The sequence below is a fragment of the Tumebacillus algifaecis genome (assembly GCF_002243515.1).
GTDB classification, from domain to species: domain Bacteria; phylum Bacillota; class Bacilli; order Tumebacillales; family Tumebacillaceae; genus Tumebacillus_A; species Tumebacillus_A algifaecis.
In genome coordinates, this window is record NZ_CP022657.1 from 3985761 (window position 1) to 4002488 (window position 16728).

General features: G+C 55.8%; 14 protein-coding genes. 4 read left to right on the top strand and 10 right to left on the bottom strand.

What is annotated here, in order from left to right; all coding sequences use genetic code 11:
* Positions 1–95 precede the first annotated feature (95 nt).
* Complete coding sequence (locus CIG75_RS17625) at positions 96–710, top strand: hypothetical protein (protein ID WP_094237836.1); 615 nt, start codon at positions 96–98, stop codon at positions 708–710.
* A 155-nt stretch (positions 711–865) separates the two neighbouring features.
* Here CIG75_RS17625 and CIG75_RS17630 read toward each other — a convergent pair whose 3' ends face one another.
* The 5 genes from CIG75_RS17630 to CIG75_RS17650 form a co-directional block, all read right to left on the bottom strand.
* Positions 866–1648 carry a hypothetical protein gene (locus tag CIG75_RS17630; protein ID WP_094237837.1) on the bottom strand — a complete coding sequence of 261 codons (783 nt, stop codon included), beginning with the start codon at positions 1646–1648 and terminating at the stop codon, positions 866–868.
* Entirely contained in the window at positions 1645–2607 is a 963-nt protein-coding gene (locus CIG75_RS17635) for a multinuclear nonheme iron-dependent oxidase (protein ID WP_094237838.1), read from the bottom strand. The genes CIG75_RS17630 and CIG75_RS17635 overlap by 4 nt, the downstream gene beginning before the upstream one ends.
* Positions 2608–2618: 11 nt before the next feature.
* Positions 2619–4544 (bottom strand): B12-binding domain-containing radical SAM protein, encoded by a 1926-nt coding sequence (locus tag CIG75_RS17640; protein WP_094237839.1) that lies wholly within the window; start codon positions 4542–4544, stop codon positions 2619–2621.
* Positions 4545–4881: 337 nt separating this feature from the next.
* Positions 4882–5634 carry a DUF3050 domain-containing protein gene (locus CIG75_RS17645; protein ID WP_227874275.1) on the bottom strand — a complete coding sequence of 251 codons (753 nt, stop codon included), beginning with the start codon at positions 5632–5634 and terminating at the stop codon, positions 4882–4884.
* Positions 5635–5953: 319 nt separating this feature from the next.
* On the bottom strand, positions 5954–8173 hold the full coding sequence (locus CIG75_RS17650; protein WP_094237841.1) for a hypothetical protein: 2220 nt from the start codon (positions 8171–8173) through the stop codon (positions 5954–5956).
* Between the two features lie 515 nt (positions 8174–8688).
* Between CIG75_RS17650 and CIG75_RS17655 the strand changes: the two genes are divergently transcribed.
* Positions 8689–9663: a peptidyl-prolyl cis-trans isomerase gene (locus CIG75_RS17655; RefSeq protein WP_157729629.1), complete on the top strand. Its 975-nt coding sequence runs from the start codon at positions 8689–8691 to the stop codon at positions 9661–9663.
* Positions 9664–9746: 83 nt separating this feature from the next.
* Positions 9747–10496, top strand: coding sequence for an N-acetylmuramoyl-L-alanine amidase family protein (locus tag CIG75_RS17660; protein ID WP_094237843.1), 750 nt, complete (start codon positions 9747–9749; stop codon positions 10494–10496).
* Between the two features lie 84 nt (positions 10497–10580).
* Here CIG75_RS17660 and tsaD read toward each other — a convergent pair whose 3' ends face one another.
* The 5 genes from tsaD to thiL are packed head-to-tail and all read right to left on the bottom strand — an operon-like array spanning position 10581 to position 14362.
* A complete protein-coding gene (tsaD, locus tag CIG75_RS17665) occupies positions 10581–11666 on the bottom strand; it encodes a tRNA (adenosine(37)-N6)-threonylcarbamoyltransferase complex transferase subunit TsaD (protein ID WP_094237844.1) in 1086 nt (361 codons plus the stop codon).
* A gap of 6 nt (positions 11667–11672) precedes the next feature.
* A complete protein-coding gene (rimI, locus tag CIG75_RS17670) occupies positions 11673–12188 on the bottom strand; it encodes a ribosomal protein S18-alanine N-acetyltransferase (protein WP_407701267.1) in 516 nt (171 codons plus the stop codon).
* Positions 12149–12898 carry a tRNA (adenosine(37)-N6)-threonylcarbamoyltransferase complex dimerization subunit type 1 TsaB gene (gene tsaB, locus CIG75_RS17675; RefSeq protein ID WP_094237845.1) on the bottom strand — a complete coding sequence of 250 codons (750 nt, stop codon included), beginning with the start codon at positions 12896–12898 and terminating at the stop codon, positions 12149–12151. Before tsaB ends, rimI begins: the two co-directional genes overlap by 40 nt.
* Entirely contained in the window at positions 12880–13353 is a 474-nt protein-coding gene (gene tsaE / locus CIG75_RS17680) for a tRNA (adenosine(37)-N6)-threonylcarbamoyltransferase complex ATPase subunit type 1 TsaE (RefSeq protein ID WP_227874444.1), read from the bottom strand. The genes tsaB and tsaE overlap by 19 nt, the downstream gene beginning before the upstream one ends.
* A gap of 4 nt (positions 13354–13357) precedes the next feature.
* Entirely contained in the window at positions 13358–14362 is a 1005-nt protein-coding gene (gene thiL / locus CIG75_RS17685) for a thiamine-phosphate kinase (protein WP_094237847.1), read from the bottom strand.
* Positions 14363–14872: 510 nt separating this feature from the next.
* On the opposite strand from thiL, the gene CIG75_RS17690 reads away from it, so the two are divergent.
* Complete coding sequence (locus tag CIG75_RS17690) at positions 14873–16600, top strand: glycerol-3-phosphate dehydrogenase/oxidase (protein ID WP_094237848.1); 1728 nt, start codon at positions 14873–14875, stop codon at positions 16598–16600.
* Positions 16601–16728: the final 128 nt, after the last annotated feature.

The window sequence follows — 16728 nt, forward strand, 5'->3', positions numbered from 1 at the left end:
ATGACGGCGTTCTCTTTTTGGTGTCCCTTGGTCGAACGGTTGGGAACTTCACCGCTCCAAGAGACGTCCAACCTTCTACAAAGGGGGAATTTTCCATGAACAGGACAGTCTGGTTGCTAGGCGCTATGTTGCTCCTCTCCGCGCTCAGCCTTTACTTGCTGAATCGAGGGCCAGTCCCCTCCCATGTCAGCACAGGATTTGGCATTCCCGAATATATGCACTATACAAAAGTCGAACAGTTGGAACAGGAAGCCGACCTGATCATCCGAGCCCGATTCACCGGGACACGGAATCGGATCGACCTTAGCATCACTTGGCCTGCGGCAATTGACTCCGCCCCATATTTCGTCTCTCAATCGACCGTGAAAGTCACCAAGGTCTTTAAAGGCAATGTCCAAAAGGGTGATCTGCTGTTGGTTAATGAAGAAGGGTACATCGAAAAGGATACGTACCACGGATCGATCGGCTACAAATGGATGACGAAAAAAGGAGACTACCTGCTCTTTCTCGAACGCTCGCCAAACAGCCATGTAAGCTATATCGTCGGCAATTACCAAGGGAAATTTGACTACACCACCCCTGTCGATCGTCCAGAAGATCCGTCCAGCCAACTGGAAGCGTTTCGGAATCATCGTTACGAATATTACGGCGAACATCCTAACGAATTCTATGCGCTCAAGAAACAAGCGATCGCCCATTATCCAAACTGACCTTCATACTGATCGAATCTCGTGCTCCCCTGCAATGCTACGTGCTTAAAACCTACCAAAATTTCCGTCACCCTCGCGTTTTTCGGATCACGTCGGACATGTAATTTTCGTCAAAGACCCATCATTTTCTATGAAAAAAGGCTCAGGGGAATCCCCTAAGCCTTCGATGCTCCACTCAACAACCCCATCTTTTGCAGCTTTTGCACCGTTGTCCGCACCTGCTCCTCCGCTCCCGCCTCCACAGCTCCTTCCGTCCTCGAAAGCAACTCTGCCACGAGTGGCGACACGGGGCCGGATAGAAAGTGTGCGGTCGTCGCCGCATACAACCAGATTACCTCATCGTCGCCTTGCAACGCCCGTCCGGCCAAAGCGTCTGCCACTTGGCGAGGGTAGCGCTGGAGCGCAAAGCGAGCGACTGCGTTTTGTTGTAACAACTCGGTACGCACAACAAACGCTGGTGCTTGGTTCACCGTCAAAATCCCGAGCAGCGCTGTCAAAAATTCGTGCGTCAACAGGCACATCAACCATTCATCGCGCACGAACCATTGATCACGCTTCAAAAATTCATAAAATGCTTCTTCCACGCAAATGCCTGTCCCCGCATACGGCACTTCGCGATAGGCTTCGTACTGCTGTGATTCGACAAACGCATCCACCACGTCAAGCGCCGGTCGCCCCGCCGCTTCCAGCGCCTGAAACACGCGACCAAACGCCCCGCGCAGCCCTTTGCTGCTCGTGCGATCGCCTGCCAGCAGGCGGCGGGAGATCTGCTTGGCTGTCGCTGTCAGCTCGTCACGATCCACCGTCTCAAACGCCTGGGCAACCTGCTCCGACCAGCCTAACTCCGCATACCTGCCAGCCAGAAATGCTTCGCGATACGTCCGTTGATGCAACAGCCGATACAACGCCCGATCGATCGTCACAAGCTGATCGGTCACGCTCCCGCCCACCTTTCCACGATTTCCTGCATGCGTAAAAAGTTCGGCTGGGCTTTGGCGATCAGCGTTCCGTCTTCTGTATAGTGAGGGTCTTCGTACGTGACCGCTTTCAACTGAGGGCAGCGCGGGAGCAAATACTCCAGCAACTGCAACTGCTCATCGAGCAACACCCCATGATGCAGGTCACGAAACTTGCCCTTGATGATCTGACATCCAGAGAGATGGAACTCAAAACAATGCTCGAGCGGCATTCGTTCCAATCCCTCAAACATCCGCTCGCCCGTGTTCCCTTTCAGCCATTGATAACTAAGCACATGGCCAAGGTCGATCGTCACAGGCGATCCGGTCTCCATCGCGATCTCACGAAAGTAATCGAACGCATCCAACTCGCCGATATAAAAGTTGGAACCTTCCGTGAAGCCAGCAAACTCAACACAAAGCGGAGCCAACAGCTTCTCCTGATACTCCGCGATGTTTCGAATGCACGCCTTTAGCCCCTCTTGGGTCAAATAGGGCGGCAAAGGAAATGGCAAGACTTTGCCATGCAACGACCACAGTCCGAGGTCCTCGACAATCCATGTCAATCGATAGCGCTCGATCAGCGCATTGGTAAACTCGATGATCTCCGCTTTCTCATACGGCTCCAACGAGCCCATGTTCAGCATCGTGTGATGAAACGCCCGATGCTTGATGTCCGGCACTTCCGCAAACAAGCGGTCATAGGCGGTAAAATAATCTTCTGCTCGCAGCCGATTCCGATTTTTCGGCTGAAATGCGAAAAAGAGATACGAAAAGTCCCCTCGGTACTTTGCGAAAAACGCCTTCATCTTTGGCGTGATCGTCTCGCCTTGCACCGCGTCTTGTTGAAAACCGATCTCGCCTCCCCAAGGCAAGTCCATACCAAGCCCAAGTCCCAATTTTGTTGCAACCTTGGGCATTCGAATCGTGTACGCCCCCATAAGCGTCCTCCTTACGATGTAGGTAGCCCTAACTCCATTTGCACAAACAGTTGTAAGACGCTGTGTCCCTCCTCGCGCTCTGCCAGCAAAAGCCCTTCATCCCCCTGCTGGATCAAGACGTCTGGCAAAACATACAGGCGTTGCCACAACAGATCGGCCACAAACTTCTGCCGAGGCTGATCAGGCTTTTGCACCGCCTCGATCACGCGGACCCAAGGCAACAGCTGTACACGCGTTACTGGCTCTGGCTGTGTCTTGGCACCACGCTTTCGCTTATGCGGCGCGAGGTTGCTGTTCTTCTGCGGTGTGACCGTTTCGTAAATCTCGACAAACCGCTCCAACCGCTTGGCAAATGTATCCCCGTCTTTGTACAAAAAATCTTTCCCCATCCGGCCCATCCCATAGTTGAGTAGCCGGTTTCCCCTGAGTTCTTCTGTGTCCTTCCACACGATGTCAAACCGCTCGGCCTCGTCGGTCAGATAAGTCTTCGGCTCGGCCACCAGCATCTGCATGACATCGATGCCGATCTTGTGCGCATTTTCTGCCAAGAAAGCTTGCGAGGCGGCCACTTCAGCTTCCGTTTCATCCAAAATGCCCCCCATGATCGACAGCTGCAGAAGTATCCCCGCTTCATGCAGGTTGTCGATGATCGCTTGGTAGTCGCTGGCCTGTACACCTTTGTCCAATCTGTCGAGCAGGCGCTGTGAATTGGTCTCATATCCGGTAGACATCATCACGCAACCGAGTTCTTTCAATTCCTGCACGAACGCCTTGTCCAGCAGACACGGCTCCAAACGGTTGCGCGTGGTAAACTGCAAGCTGTACCCCTGTTCCCGCAGGTGGTGCATCGCATGACGCACAAGTTGCAGATTGGTGTTTTCGTCAACAAAGTTGATCCGTGACACGCCGTATGTATCGACTAACTCCCGGCACTCGGACGCCAATTGCCGTGCTGTCTTCTGCTGATAGCTCTTCTCGCGCCGCGATCGATTGCCATAGGAGCAAAACACGCATTTCCCGTAATAGCAACCCACACAGGTCGTCAGTCCAAAATGGAACTCCTCATGCAGATAGCCCTTTACGGGCAAGCCTGTAAAATCGGGCGTCGGCACGTCCTGAATGCGCACGCTGGAACGAGGCCCGCGCGAGCTCACGATGCCGTCCTCGATCCAGATAAAATCGGGCACGTCCTGCTTGGGCAAATTGGAAAAAAGCGCTTGCAGCAGTTTGTCCATCGTCTCCTCTCCGGCACCGACCCCAATGCCATCGATGTGCTGAACAAATTCGGGCAGCGCGCAGATCTCCTCATGGCGCAGCATCATCTGCTGTCCACCCACTACGACAAACGTCTGTGGGCGCAACTGTTTGACCCATTTGGCGAGCAATAAAGTCGGCAACAATTGGCTGTAGTAGGCCACCGACAGCGCAAACACGTCAGGCTTCTCGCGCTCCAATCCTTCAACGAGCATCGCGTACAGTTCGGCAGCGGCAAAATCCCCTTCGGCCAACTGCTCATACTCCGCGGCGCGCCTGGCGATGCGAGCGAGCGAGGTGATCTCTTCTTTCACGATCGAACCTTCGAGCAGCAATTCCACCCCTTGGCGAACAAAGGGCAGCCCTGTGGCCGTTTCGCGCACAGACCCCGTCGCTTTTTCGATCACATCACGCCACAGCGTATCATGGTGGCGCAGCAAAAAGCGGGCAAGTTCGGTGCGATATTCCTGCTTCAGCAATCCAACTGACGTGCGCTCCTGTCTGTGCAAAAAGTCACCGAGGCTCTTTTTCGAAAACAGGCGGTGGCAGAGGTCCAAATTAAAGTCGTATTGGCCCACATCGACGCCGGCGCGGCGCAGAAAGGCGGTGATCATCGGCAAACTCAGGTAGGGGAAGAGACGTGCTTCCGTCGTTGGCGGAAACACAATCATTACTTTTCTCATCGGTAATCCCCTCAATTACGGTCGTCTTCATAAAGATAGAGAAGCGTCCGATACCTGCACTCTCCAAGTACCTTCACTTCTCTATGCCGAAAACAAGCCTACCCGCTTGTGATTCATGCTTCTTCTGGTTCGTCCTCCATGTGCGACTGAAACATAAACGTGTGAAACGCATGTCCAACTTGCAAATCTGCCACTTCGACGACCTCTAACTGATCCAACTCATTCTTCATTTGTGTCACCTCCCTGAAATAAACTATACCTCAAGTGGCGATAAACACAAAGAGTCGTAATCATCATTTTGATGATAGTCAAACTAAAAATTTTTAACTACCATGATTTATTTTGTAAGAGAATTGGAAACTCCATCCCAAAGCTGGACTCTGCTTTGCAAACATTGCTTCGCTGTCGCCAACGCTTCTTGTTCTTTTTGCGGATCACCTGCGCACAGATAGGACAAAAGTCGCTCCGCCAACGGGCCGTGTTCATCTCCGTCCAGTTCGATGTGACGCTTCAAATAGTACAAAAGGCGTTCGGCCGACTTGCCGCTGGCCTCAAGTTCCCGAACGAGGTGGGTGAACATGTCAGGGATGATGTCTTCGCGCCCATAGAAAAAGGCGGCGGCCACCTGATGCGATTGTCCATGCAACGCGATGTCGAGCGTCGTTTCGACAAACTGCCGCACCGACTGCGGGATGTCCGCAGCGTTCAGCGCTTCTGCTGGCGTGCTGCCTGCAGCCAACCGCGCTAAGAACTGACGAATCGGAGCGGTGTCAGCACCTGCTTCTTCCATCGCTTCTATATAAAGATCGAAATGTGAGATGTATCCTCCGCGCCCGTCCTCGTCCGTTTCTTCCCCAAGCACGATCTCATTGATAAAGCGGGCATATTGCGCCTCGCGCCCTGGCATCCAAGGCACGGTGGTCACAGTCAGGTCGCGCTGCAAACGCTTGAGCAAACTCATAAAATCCCAGACGGCAAACACGTGATGTTCCATAAACTGTCGCACGCGCTCGGCCGAGGTCAATTTTTGATACACGGGATGCTGGAGCAAACTGTCGCGAACCTCTTCAAATGTTTGTGAATTTTGCATAATGGCTGTCATCTCCTCTAGCTTTGATAGATAGCTTGGGAAATTATATCACTCCCAAGTAATCTGGAATAGGAATCAATTTCAACAATCAAATGACAAACTAAAGGCAAGCAACTTGGTTGAACGATTGAACGATAAATGCCCTCGGTCACTCGCCCGCAGGAAAACGTGGTGACGAGCAGTCGGCCCAAGGCCCGCACCGCACAGAAAAGGCCGTTGCCGACATCTGCTGGCAAACGGCCTGTGAGGTAACCCCTACCCAAACGAGCCGACCTGAAGCGAACGTGAACAGGAACTGCCCGCCACGCTGCCGTCGCTTTCAGCGCCGCAGAGAGACGGAGCGTTTTGGCGTTCGCATCGGACCCGTGTCGAGTTCCAGCCAGATCAACATGGTCGGGAACAAGGCGAACAACGATATCAAGCCCAACACGACGATGCCCGAGTCGTTGGTGAACAGGCCGACCACAGCGCCTGTGAGCATACCGCCGATCACCGATCTGTACTCGGGATAGCGCGTCTGCCACGCTCTTTTTTGATCGCGGTACAGCAGATAGACAAACAGGGACAAAAACAGCAGGAATACGGTCGGCCAGATCGACGAGAACAGCAGGCGGACGAACATGTCCGACTTGCGGGCGAAGATTCGCGCCATCTCTTCAAAGCCTCCGGTCAGCACCTGCCCCGCTGCCGCACCGATGTGAGAGGGAGGCGCGCTGGGTTGGTTGAGCAGGATCAAGAGCCCCGCCCCCACGCACAGCGATGCGGCCAGCACGCCGAGCGTCGGGAGCGGTCGCCAGCGCTTTTGCATCGCGAAACAAAGTCCGGTCGTCGCGGCCATCGTCAGTGCGCCGCCCGTGTTTGTCCCCAAAGCGGGCGAAGCGAAAAAGGCGGTGAGCAACAGCCCGCCAAGCACCGCGGAAGCGCCGAGCCCGCGCCGTCTGACTCGGCTGGAATGGAGCAACATCGCATAGAGCAGCGCGGCCGCTCCGACCACCACGCCCATGTATTCATTGCCGACCCCGTAATAGCGCGCCCCGACGATCGGGTCGTAGGAAAGCAGTCCGCGCTTGGCGAGCAACCCGCCCTGCCACGTGTCGCATACGACCACGGCGATCGTCCACGTGCAAAGCCAAGTCAGGCGACCGGTCAACGTTTGGCAAAACGGCAGGATGCGAAACGGGATCGCCGCAAACAGCAGGTAGAGCGCCCAAAGTCCGCCCGCCACCTCCCACAATCCTGACGGGCACAAGATCGGCAACAGGTACAGGCAGAGCGGCATCGTCAACGCCACCCACAGCAGGGCGCGGATCGCGCCAAGGTTGACCCCGAGCTGCAAGCGGTACAGGCGCAGCACGGCCAGCAACAGGCCACAGCCGATCAACGTGCCGACTACGCCCAACACCACCGCCCGGTTGCTGTACGTCCAGATGGTCGCCGCTTTCAACGCGCCAAGGCGCTGCTGCTCAAGCGCAGAAGTCGCTTGCAGTGGATAGCCGATCATCCCCTGTGGCTTGGGCACCTGAAGAAAGTCGAGCAGCGTCGGGGCGACGTCGAGGTTGGAGACGATGCCTTCACGCCGCGTCGTCGCTGAGGTCAGCACCGAATCGGCGCCGATCCCACCGCCCACAGCGATCACCGGGCTCAGCCATTCCGCTTCCGACTTGGCGGCGACAGTCACCTGTGGGGAAGCGATCAGGAGCATGCGATCGCTCGGTTGCTCAGCGGCGAGTCTGCCGATAAATTGATCGAGTTCCTGTAGCACCGTTTGGCGCAGGGCGACCCACTGCGTTTCGTCGAGGTGATGCCGATATTCGGCGAGGCGATACAGATCGGCGAGGTCGAACACGACGAGCGATGCTTGTCCGCGCAGTGCTTGGTATTCGCTCCACAAACGATCATAATCGGTGCGCACGCCGTATGGACGAGCTGGATCGCGGGCCAACAGACGACTGCTCACGTCACCATATGGCGTGCGCCCAGTTTCGTCCGAGGTGAACAGGGTGGCCGGACGCCACAGCACGTCTGCGCGATCGCCAGAACCGAGCACAGCTGCGCGCAGACCGTGGCGGTACAACGCTTCGCCAAGCGAGACGGCCGACGCTTTAAAATTCCACCGCTCCTCTTTGCGCAAGATGCTCGGAAGCGACAAGAGCAACACTTCATGATCCGCCCGCCTGCCATGCAGCCCGGCATAAACCGCCGTGACAGGCACATCCTGAAATTGCTCATCGGCGTTGAACGCTTGGACATCGACGGGCTCCAGCGTCGCAGGAGCGCCTGCTGCCATCGTCACATAGGCGTTGGAGTCGGTGCGCTTGCCACCTGTGTTGACGTTCATCAAGGCGATCGCCCCTTGCTGTGACAGCTTTTGCAATTCCGGCATGGCGGCGAGGTCGTCATACCCCAGCCGATTGATCAAAACGAGCAGAGCTTGGCGCTTTTGCGCCGTATCGTGCGCCAGCGTAGACGCTTGGACAGTTGGCAGCGGCGGCAGGATCGAGAACAGCAGGCAGAGCAGCACCACTCGCATCAGCATCATCGATGGTCACTCCTTTTTCGACAAGATACTTGTTACCAGCATTCCCAACAAACAGCGAAATCAGGCAAAAGCAAAGTCTGCCTCGCGACTTCCCTTTTCGAAGTTAGGATTCGCACACATAACTTGTGAGTAAATAGTTATAATTTTCAATTCATCCACACAATCCACAGAGATATCCACAGCAATGAGCCCCCACAATTCAACATTTCACCCGAAAATCGATAACTTATCCCCAAAACCAGCTTCTACTTTACATAATTTTTTGTGGAATGATGTCGATCATGAAAACGCTGTGTTACAGGCGGTCTTGGCGTTATCCACAAATGGTTGTGCACAACTTCGTGGATATGTGTACAACGCTGTTGATAACCTGAACAGCAGCATTGCGTTTCCGTTCATTTTTACAAATAAACTATAAAAAATAAAATTTTCTGATTGAAATGCTAGTTACTTGTGAGTATCATATGGTTATGGACTCCTGATTCGTCCGAATGCATGACATGACAGGTGATGAGATGAAGAAACGTATCTGGATAGCAGCAAGTGGTCTAGTCATCTTACTAAGTGGCGCTCTGTTGCTGTATGCAGGGCTGTATTACAATCCGCTGGTGTTTGTGGTCGAAGATCAGGCTCTGCGCAAAGCAGAGTGGATCGAGATGCGTCCCTCCGTGTTCGCTGGGGTCGGCTATAGCCAAGAGGAAGAGCACAATCTGCTGGAGCGGCGCAGTTTGGAAGAACTCGTGCTCTACAAAGGAAGGCAGATCGGAATTTCCGCCGATGAAACTTTCGTCGAGCAACAGCTCTTGCAACTTGGCGCAACGCCCGACGAGCGCGCCTCCGTGCTCAAAGAGATGAACATGACCGAAGAGGACGCGAAAAACAACTACCGCCGCGCCTTAACAGGCTTTGAGTTGAAAAAGCGCATCACGCAGGACGTGAAGGTCACCGATGAAGAGATTCTCGCCTATTACAACACGAACAAAGAGGCGTTCTACGTGCCAGAATTCCGCACCATCCGCTATCTGCGTGCCAAAGCGGACGATGCTGCCACGCGCTCCCGCCTGCACGGTGTTTCCGCTGAACAATTTCAAAGCGTGATCGAAGAGTTTCCGATCGACCCGGACGGCCGGGTACACAGTTGGGAAGAGTTGACCTCCCAAGGCACATTTGCACAAAACACATCGGAGGTGCTCGCCGAAGCGGCCTTCCAAGCACCGAAAGATCAAGTGACCGGACCGATTCAGGACGGGGCGTGGATCTATTGGGTGGTCATTGAAGATGTCACCACCGCGTACCAACAGACCTATCCAGAAGTCCGCAAAAAAATTAACGAACTCCTCTATCAGGACAAGCAGACGACTCAATTCCGCACTTGGATGGAAGCACAAAAAGAATCGTCAGGCTACGGCTTGTACAAGGAAAATCTGACGGCAAGCAGGTGGGATGCCTTTTGGAAGGACCTGCCGCAAAACATTCGGCTGTTGTTCTAGCCGGATCTCAAGCTGTCTATACGGAGCGCATCGCGCTTTGATATAGAAAATATTATAGAACTCATTTAAGGGAGAGGTTATCTATGAAAATGTCTAAAACTTTGGTAGCAGCACTCGTTTGCACCAGCATCCTGTCCACGCCTGCACTGGCTGCTAAGGACAACTCGATCAACGCGATCGCACCGGAAGGTCTTTCCACCTCCGAACAAGCACCGGCGAACTACAACCCGGCGCTGAAATCTGCGAACGATGGGAAATCTTCTGCAAAAGGCACTGAAGCATCCATCGAAGTAGCGAACCCGATCATCGTGCTCGACCCGGGCCACGGCGGTTCCGATCCGGGTGCTGTTGGCAACGGCATCGAAGAAGCAGCAGTCGTACTCGACATCGCGACCCGTTCCAAAAACTACATCGTCGCGAACTACCCGGCTACTGTACACATGACTCGTACTGCTAACACCACGCTGACCCTGGCAGACCGCACGACGTTTGCGAACAACAAAGGTGCGAACTTCTTCGTATCCTTCCACATCAACTCGTACTCCACTACGACCCCGAACGGTCTGGAAACGTACTACTATCCGGGCAGCACCAACGGTCAAAAACTTGCGACCGACCTGTACAACAAGCTGAAAGCAAACTACTCCACCCTGCGCGGTGTTAAATCTGCAGACTTCTACGTTCTGCACTACACCAACATGCCGGCATCCCTCGGTGAAACTGGCTTCATCTCCAACGCCACCGATGCAACGAACCTGAAATCGGCAACCTTCAAGCAAAACCTGGCTGTTGCCTATGCTCAAGGTATGCACGTTTACTGGTGGGGCTTCTAATATCGCTTGAAACGCAAACAGCACCCTTTACGGGTGCTGTTGCTTTTTTTATGGCCAAGCGTAGTTTTAGACGTCCTTGATTTGTCAGATCGTCGGCGTATCCGCCCATTTGGTCAAGCTAAGGCTGGCCAGCGCGTTCAGATCGAGATCGTGGAACTGTCCTGCTTCGTACAGCGGGAAAGCAGCGGCTGCGATCATCGCCGCATTGTCTGTGCAGAGGTCGAGCGTGGGGAAGTGGACGTGAAAAGACGCTTCGGCGGCACGTTCGGTCAGCCGCTTACGCAGACCTTTGTTGGCGGCGACACCTCCCGCGACGACCACGTTGCGGACACCTGTCCGCTCCACCGCCCGCACCGTTTTTTCCACGAGCACTTCGACGACAGCCGCTTGAAATGAGGCGGCGACATCCTCACGCACGATCTCCTCACCGCGTTGCTCAGCGTTGTGCAACGCATTGATCACCGCCGATTTCAACCCCGAGAAGGAAAAGTCCATCGACTGCTCATCGATCCAAGCGCGCGGGAAGGCATACGCCTCCGGATTCCCCGTTTGCGCCAGACGGTCGATCAACGGGCCGCCAGGGTAATCAAGGCCCATCGAACGAGCCACTTTGTCGTACGCCTCGCCTGCCGCATCATCGCGGGTGCGGCCCAGGAAGGAGAACTCGCCGTGGGTCGGCATGTGCACAAGCTCGGTGTGCCCGCCGGACACGACCAAAGCGATCAATGGTGGCTCCATCCCGCCCGACAAAAAGTTGGCGTAGATGTGCCCGGCAATGTGTTGCACTCCGATCATCGGAATGCCTTTCGCCCAGCAAAGCCCTTTGGCAAATGCCACTCCGGTCAACAGCGCCCCGACCAAACCGGGCCCGTAGGTCACCGCCACAGCAGACAGGTCGTCCAGCGTCAGACCGGCCTGTTCCAGCGCTGCATCGACGACGCCGCTGATGCTTTCGACATGTTTGCGCGAGGCCACTTCCGGCACGACACCGCCAAAGCGCTTGTGAATTTCGATCTGCGAGGCGATCACATTGGACAAGATCTCCTTGCCATCGCGAATCACCGCCGCTGAGGTCTCGTCGCAGCTCGTCTCGATGCCCAAGATCACCACCGGTTTGCCAGCCGCTCGATCTTGCTCATATTTGCTGCGGATTCTATCAACAAAGCTCATGCGGATCTACTCCATTCCCAACTCCGCGTCTGCACGAGGCATCTCCGCCCACATGATCATCGCGTCTTCGTTGTTGTCCGTGTAATAACCTTTGCGGATGCCGTAGCTTTGGAAGCCCAACTTGTCATATAGCTTTTGCGCAGGCAGGTTGGAAACTCGCACCTCTAGCGTCATCCGCTCCGCTCCGTTCGCCATGCTCCAAGCCATCATTTCCCGCATCAGTCGCTCCCCGAGTTGCCGCCCGCGCACGCTCGGGTCGATCGCGATGTTGGTGATGTGCGCTTCGTCTAAAATCACCCACATCCCCGCATAGCCAACCACCACATCGCCCAGCGTCGCCACTAAATATTTCGCAAAATGGTTCTTCGTCAATTCTGCCTCATACGCCTCGCGCGACCACGGCAGCGTAAATGATTGATGCTCGATCTCCATCACCCGGTCGAGGTCTTCCAGCACCATCTTCCGGTAGCCAAGCGGGTCTGTCACTGCGTCGTCCCTCCCGCTTGCTGCGCCTCCAGCCATTTTTTCTCCGCTTCGACCAACTGCAAATATTCGGGGGCAAAGGTCGCCGCATCGTGCGTCTCACCAGCTTCGATCAGCGGAATGCCGACATCGAGCAAATGAGCGGCTCGCACGAAGTCATGACTCGGAGACGGGGCAAATTGCGCCTTTTCGCCAAGTCGTTCGCGAAGCTCTTCGCGATGCGCCTGCGCGCCGTCGCCGAGCAACAGCACTTTGACCGGACGCTTGTCCAAACGGCGCACCACCATCCGCGAGTTGATCGCTTTGATCAGATCGTCGAGCACCAACAACCGATCTTCTGCAATCTTTTCAAAAACTCCGTTCTGCTGCTCGTAAAACGCGGTGTACGCCTGCTTCCGGCGAGCGTCGAACATCGGCACGACCAGCGCATCGCTCAGTTCCCCATGCCGTGCCAATCCATCGAGCGAAGAGACGCCGACCAGCGGAATGTTCAATGCCATCGCGAACGCCTTCACCGCGGTCACCGCGATGCGCACGCCCGTGTAGGAACCGGGGCCGCGTCCGACGACGATGCCTTGCAAGCTGTCGGGCGTGAGGTCGAGGTTGCTCATCAATCCTTCGAGCAGTGGCATCATCTTCACCGAATGGTTGCGCGACAACTGGGTGGTCGCTTCCCCGAGCAGTTTTCCTTTTTCTCCAACCGCGACGCTCAGCGTCTGGGTGGCCGTATCTATCGCCAGGTAGGGCACGTCTTCTCCAACTCCTTTAGCCTTGCTTCCGAACGCGGGCCTGTCGCCGCAAACGTGATCTCGCGGTGCGTCGGGGTCAGGTTGTGCACCACCTGCACTCGGTCGGCAGGCAGTACCTCCTGCAACCATTCGGCCCACTCCACAACCGACACGCCCTCGCCATAAAAATAATCGTCAAATCCCAACTCTTCTTCTGCCGCCGACTCGCCCAAGCGGTAGATGTCCATATGATACAGAGGGATGCGCCCTTCATCATACTCCTTAATGATCGTAAACGTCGGCGAAGAGACCGGCTCTTCCACGCCCAAGCCTCGGGCCAGACCTTGTGTAAAAGTCGTCTTGCCCGCACCGAGATCGCCCGACAGGCAGAGCAGATCGCCCGGCTGCACAATCGCTCCGAGCGCACGCGCCACCGCTTGCGTCTCTTCCACCGTTGTCGTGTGATAGGTCAACATCATGTCAGCTCCCAAAATGATTAAATCCTTTTGCAGGCAATTCGCGGCCAACCCCGTCTTGCATCAAGGTCACACCAGCCCCCGCTTCGACCTGCCCGATGATCGTAAACTCCACACCCGCTTCTGCAAAGCGAGCCTTGATCTGCTCTTGCATGGCCGGATCGATCGTGCCGATCAACTGGTAATCTTCCCCGCCAAATAGCGCCCATTCCAGCGGGTCGCGACCGCGCAAGGCGGCATAGGCACGCACGCTGTCGTGCAGGGGAATCTGCTCAGCCTCCACCACCAGTTTGACTCCACTTTGCTTGCTGATCTCATGCAGTTCGCTCGACACGCCATCCGACACATCGTTGGCCGACGTGCAACCGCCCGCTTGCAACAGTCGTCCGGCCAGGATTTGCGGAGCGGGACGCTGATGAAAACGCAATAGATCGCTTTTTTGCTCGATAGCAAGCTCGATCCCTTGCCCGTGCAGCAACAGATCAAGTCCAGCCGCCGAGCCTCCCGCCGTGCCAGTCAAAAAGATCAGATCGCCAGGCCGAGCGCCGGAGCGCAGCAAAGCGCGACCGCACTCCACTTCCCCTAACACCGTCACCGATATCACAAACGGCCCCGTCGTTTTCACCACGTCGCCGCCGACCACATATGTTCCATATTCTGTGCATATCTCCTGAACACCTATGTATAGCTCTTCCAGACGCTCCACCTCAAGATCGACCGGAATCGCCAATGAAATCACAGCATGTTTGGCCCGTCCGCCCATCGCGGCGATGTCGGAGATCGAAACGGCGAGCGATCTGTAGCCGAGCGAGCGGTCATCGATCGTATCGCGGCGGAAATGGACGCCCTCGACCAACATATCGGTCGTCGTCACCACTTGCATGTTTGACGCATATTGTAAAACAGCAGCATCATCGCCGATGCCGACAACAACGCTCTCATCCCCTTGGCCTAACCGTGCGGCCAGCCTGTCGATCAGGCCAAATTCGCCAAGTTCATCGATTCGCATCTGTCACCCCGCCCTTACTTTACCTGCTCCTATTATACCCGACGGTCGCAAAAGGCACAAAATACCCATTTTATTTTGTCTGGTTTTCGCGTATCTTTAAAGGAGAAGAAAAATACTTACGATGAGGTGAAATTGCTTGGGCAGTATATGGATGTTTCTTGCGGAAGCTTTTTTCATGGGGGTTATTTTTACAGGTGTTTGGCTCTTGGTTCGCTACGTCTTTAAGCAAACGGACGGTTCGGAACGAGGCCGCTCATCACAACCCATCGAATTTGTTCCGTGTCTAGAGGGACACCACGACAGTCGCGCATCCTCGTAATCGTACCAAGAGCAGGAGTCCTCACATGGGCTCCTGCTCTTTTTTCACGTGCCGATTTCTTTTTAATGAGATTTACAGCGAAACTGACTTAGGAGTATAATTTAGATATCAATAGTTGAGCACAAGCAGAACTTTTTTCATAGAAGCTGAGCAAAAGTAGAACCTGAGCAGAAGGATGAGGTGAAGGAGAGATGACAGAAAGCGGTTGGATGGGTCGTCCCCGCTCGCACTGGGTCGAACGGTTGCGGCAAGACGTGTACGATGTGATCGTCATCGGAGGCGGAATCACCGGGGCTGGCATCGCGCGCGAAGCGTCGCTGGCCGGGCTGCGCGTGGCCGTGTTGGAGGCTGCCGATTTTGCGGCGGGAACATCTTCTCGCTCGACCAAGCTGATCCACGGCGGGTTGCGCTATCTGGCCCAAGGGCATGTGCGCCTCGTGCGGGAAGCCGGTTCGGAGCGGGCGGTGTTGCGTCGGCTCGCCCCGCATCTGGTCGAGCCGGTGCCGTTTGTGTTGCCGATTTATCGCGGGATGCAACATGGAAAACTGACGATGGCGACGGCGATCTGGCTCTATGACCGCTTGGCAGGCGTCGTGAAAAAGGAGCGGCGCCAAGTGCTTTCCGCCGCGAAGTTGTTGCAGTCTCATCCTCATCTGTCTCCCCACGGGCTGCAAGGCGGCGTGTTGTATCACGAATATGTGACAGATGACGCTCGGCTGACCTTGGCGACGTTGCAAAGCGCCAGCGAATGGGGTGCCGTGGTACTCAATGACTGCCCGGTGCGAAATCTGCTCCACGCCGACGGCAAAGTGTGCGGCGTCGTCGCCCATGACCGCGTGTCCGGACAGCCGATCGTCGTCAGCGGGCGCGTGGTGGTCAATGCGGCCGGGCCGTGGATTGAAGATGTGCTGGCGCTGGAGCAAGGGCAAGACCCTGCTCCAGCCGAGTCGTTCCAGCAGGTGGCGGCTGGGCAAGACGTTTCTCGACCCCACGCCCACCGCCGTGCAACGCGCGTGACGCACAGCCGCGGGATTCACCTCTCCTTTGATGCAAAGAGGCTCCCGTTGCCGCACGCGCTCGCCGTGCAGACGCAAGATGGCCGACTGGTCTTCCTGATTCCTAAAGGGGACATCTGCTATGTCGGCACGACCGACAAACGATATGCTGGGGATTTGCTTCATCCCGACGTTCCCGAGCAGGAGATCGCGTATCTGCTCGACATCGTCAACTCTTTGCGACCCGATCTGCTCCTGACGCGAGCGGACGTGATCGGCATCTGGTCGGGCGTGCGGCCTTTGGTGACCGCTGGCGGTAGTGAAGAGGGCAAAGACACGAAAGACGTCTCACGCGAAGATGAAATCTGGGTCTCGCCTGCGGGGCTGATCACCATCGCGGGCGGCAAACTCACCGCTTACCGCAAGATGGCCGAGCGCGTGTTGAACACGCTTCGCAACTCGCTTGGAGCAAACGGTGACTGGACGCGCCGCGACGAGTTGTCCGCCCGCCTGCCGCTGTTCGGAGCCAAAGAAATCCCGCTTGCCAACATCGAGAGCTGGTGGCAACTTGAAGTCGGTCAGCTCATCGAACGGTATGCTCTATCCGAGACAGAAGCCCGCAGCTTGCTCCACCGCTACGGCGACCGCGTGGAAGCGGTGCTGTCCACAGGTGTTGCCCGACCTGTCGTGCCGAACGTCCCACTGCTTGAGGCGGAGATCGCCTACATGGTGCGCTGGGAACAGGCCAACCATCTCGATGACATCATCTCTCGCCGCACCGAACTGGGGCGGTTTCGCGGGTTGCAACTGCGCGAGTTGATCGAAGCGGTCTCCATGCGGATGAGCACACTGCTCGGCTGGACGGAAGAGGATCGCCAAAACGAAGTGACCGCCTGTTTGCGCGAATGTCACGTGACCAAATAGATGAAAAAACGAGCAGGCGCGCCGTAACGCGCACCTGCTCGTTTTCCTTTATGCGAAGAACTTGAACGCACTACCCACAAAACGATGCTGACGACCGCTGTAAGCAACAGTCGCGTGAAGCCCCAAGA

Coding starts and splice junctions, on each gene's coding strand:
- CIG75_RS17635 (WP_094237838.1), bottom strand. CDS start 2,607: ATGGGGGCGTACACGATTCGAATGCCCAAGGTTGCAACAAAATTGGGA.
- thiL (WP_094237847.1), bottom strand. CDS start 14,362: ATGCGAATCGATGAACTTGGCGAATTTGGCCTGATCGACAGGCTGGCC.
- CIG75_RS17650 (WP_094237841.1), bottom strand. CDS start 8,173: ATGATGCTGATGCGAGTGGTGCTGCTCTGCCTGCTGTTCTCGATCCTG.
- CIG75_RS17660 (WP_094237843.1), top strand. CDS start 9,747: ATGAAAATGTCTAAAACTTTGGTAGCAGCACTCGTTTGCACCAGCATC.
- CIG75_RS17655 (WP_157729629.1), top strand. CDS start 8,689: ATGAAGAAACGTATCTGGATAGCAGCAAGTGGTCTAGTCATCTTACTA.
- tsaE (WP_227874444.1), bottom strand. CDS start 13,353: ATGTTGACCTATCACACGACAACGGTGGAAGAGACGCAAGCGGTGGCG.
- CIG75_RS17645 (WP_227874275.1), bottom strand. CDS start 5,634: ATGCAAAATTCACAAACATTTGAAGAGGTTCGCGACAGTTTGCTCCAG.
- CIG75_RS17625 (WP_094237836.1), top strand. CDS start 96: ATGAACAGGACAGTCTGGTTGCTAGGCGCTATGTTGCTCCTCTCCGCG.
- rimI (WP_407701267.1), bottom strand. CDS start 12,188: ATGGCTGGAGGCGCAGCAAGCGGGAGGGACGACGCAGTGACAGACCCG.
- CIG75_RS17690 (WP_094237848.1), top strand. CDS start 14,873: ATGACAGAAAGCGGTTGGATGGGTCGTCCCCGCTCGCACTGGGTCGAA.
- tsaD (WP_094237844.1), bottom strand. CDS start 11,666: ATGAGCTTTGTTGATAGAATCCGCAGCAAATATGAGCAAGATCGAGCG.
- CIG75_RS17640 (WP_094237839.1), bottom strand. CDS start 4,544: ATGAGAAAAGTAATGATTGTGTTTCCGCCAACGACGGAAGCACGTCTC.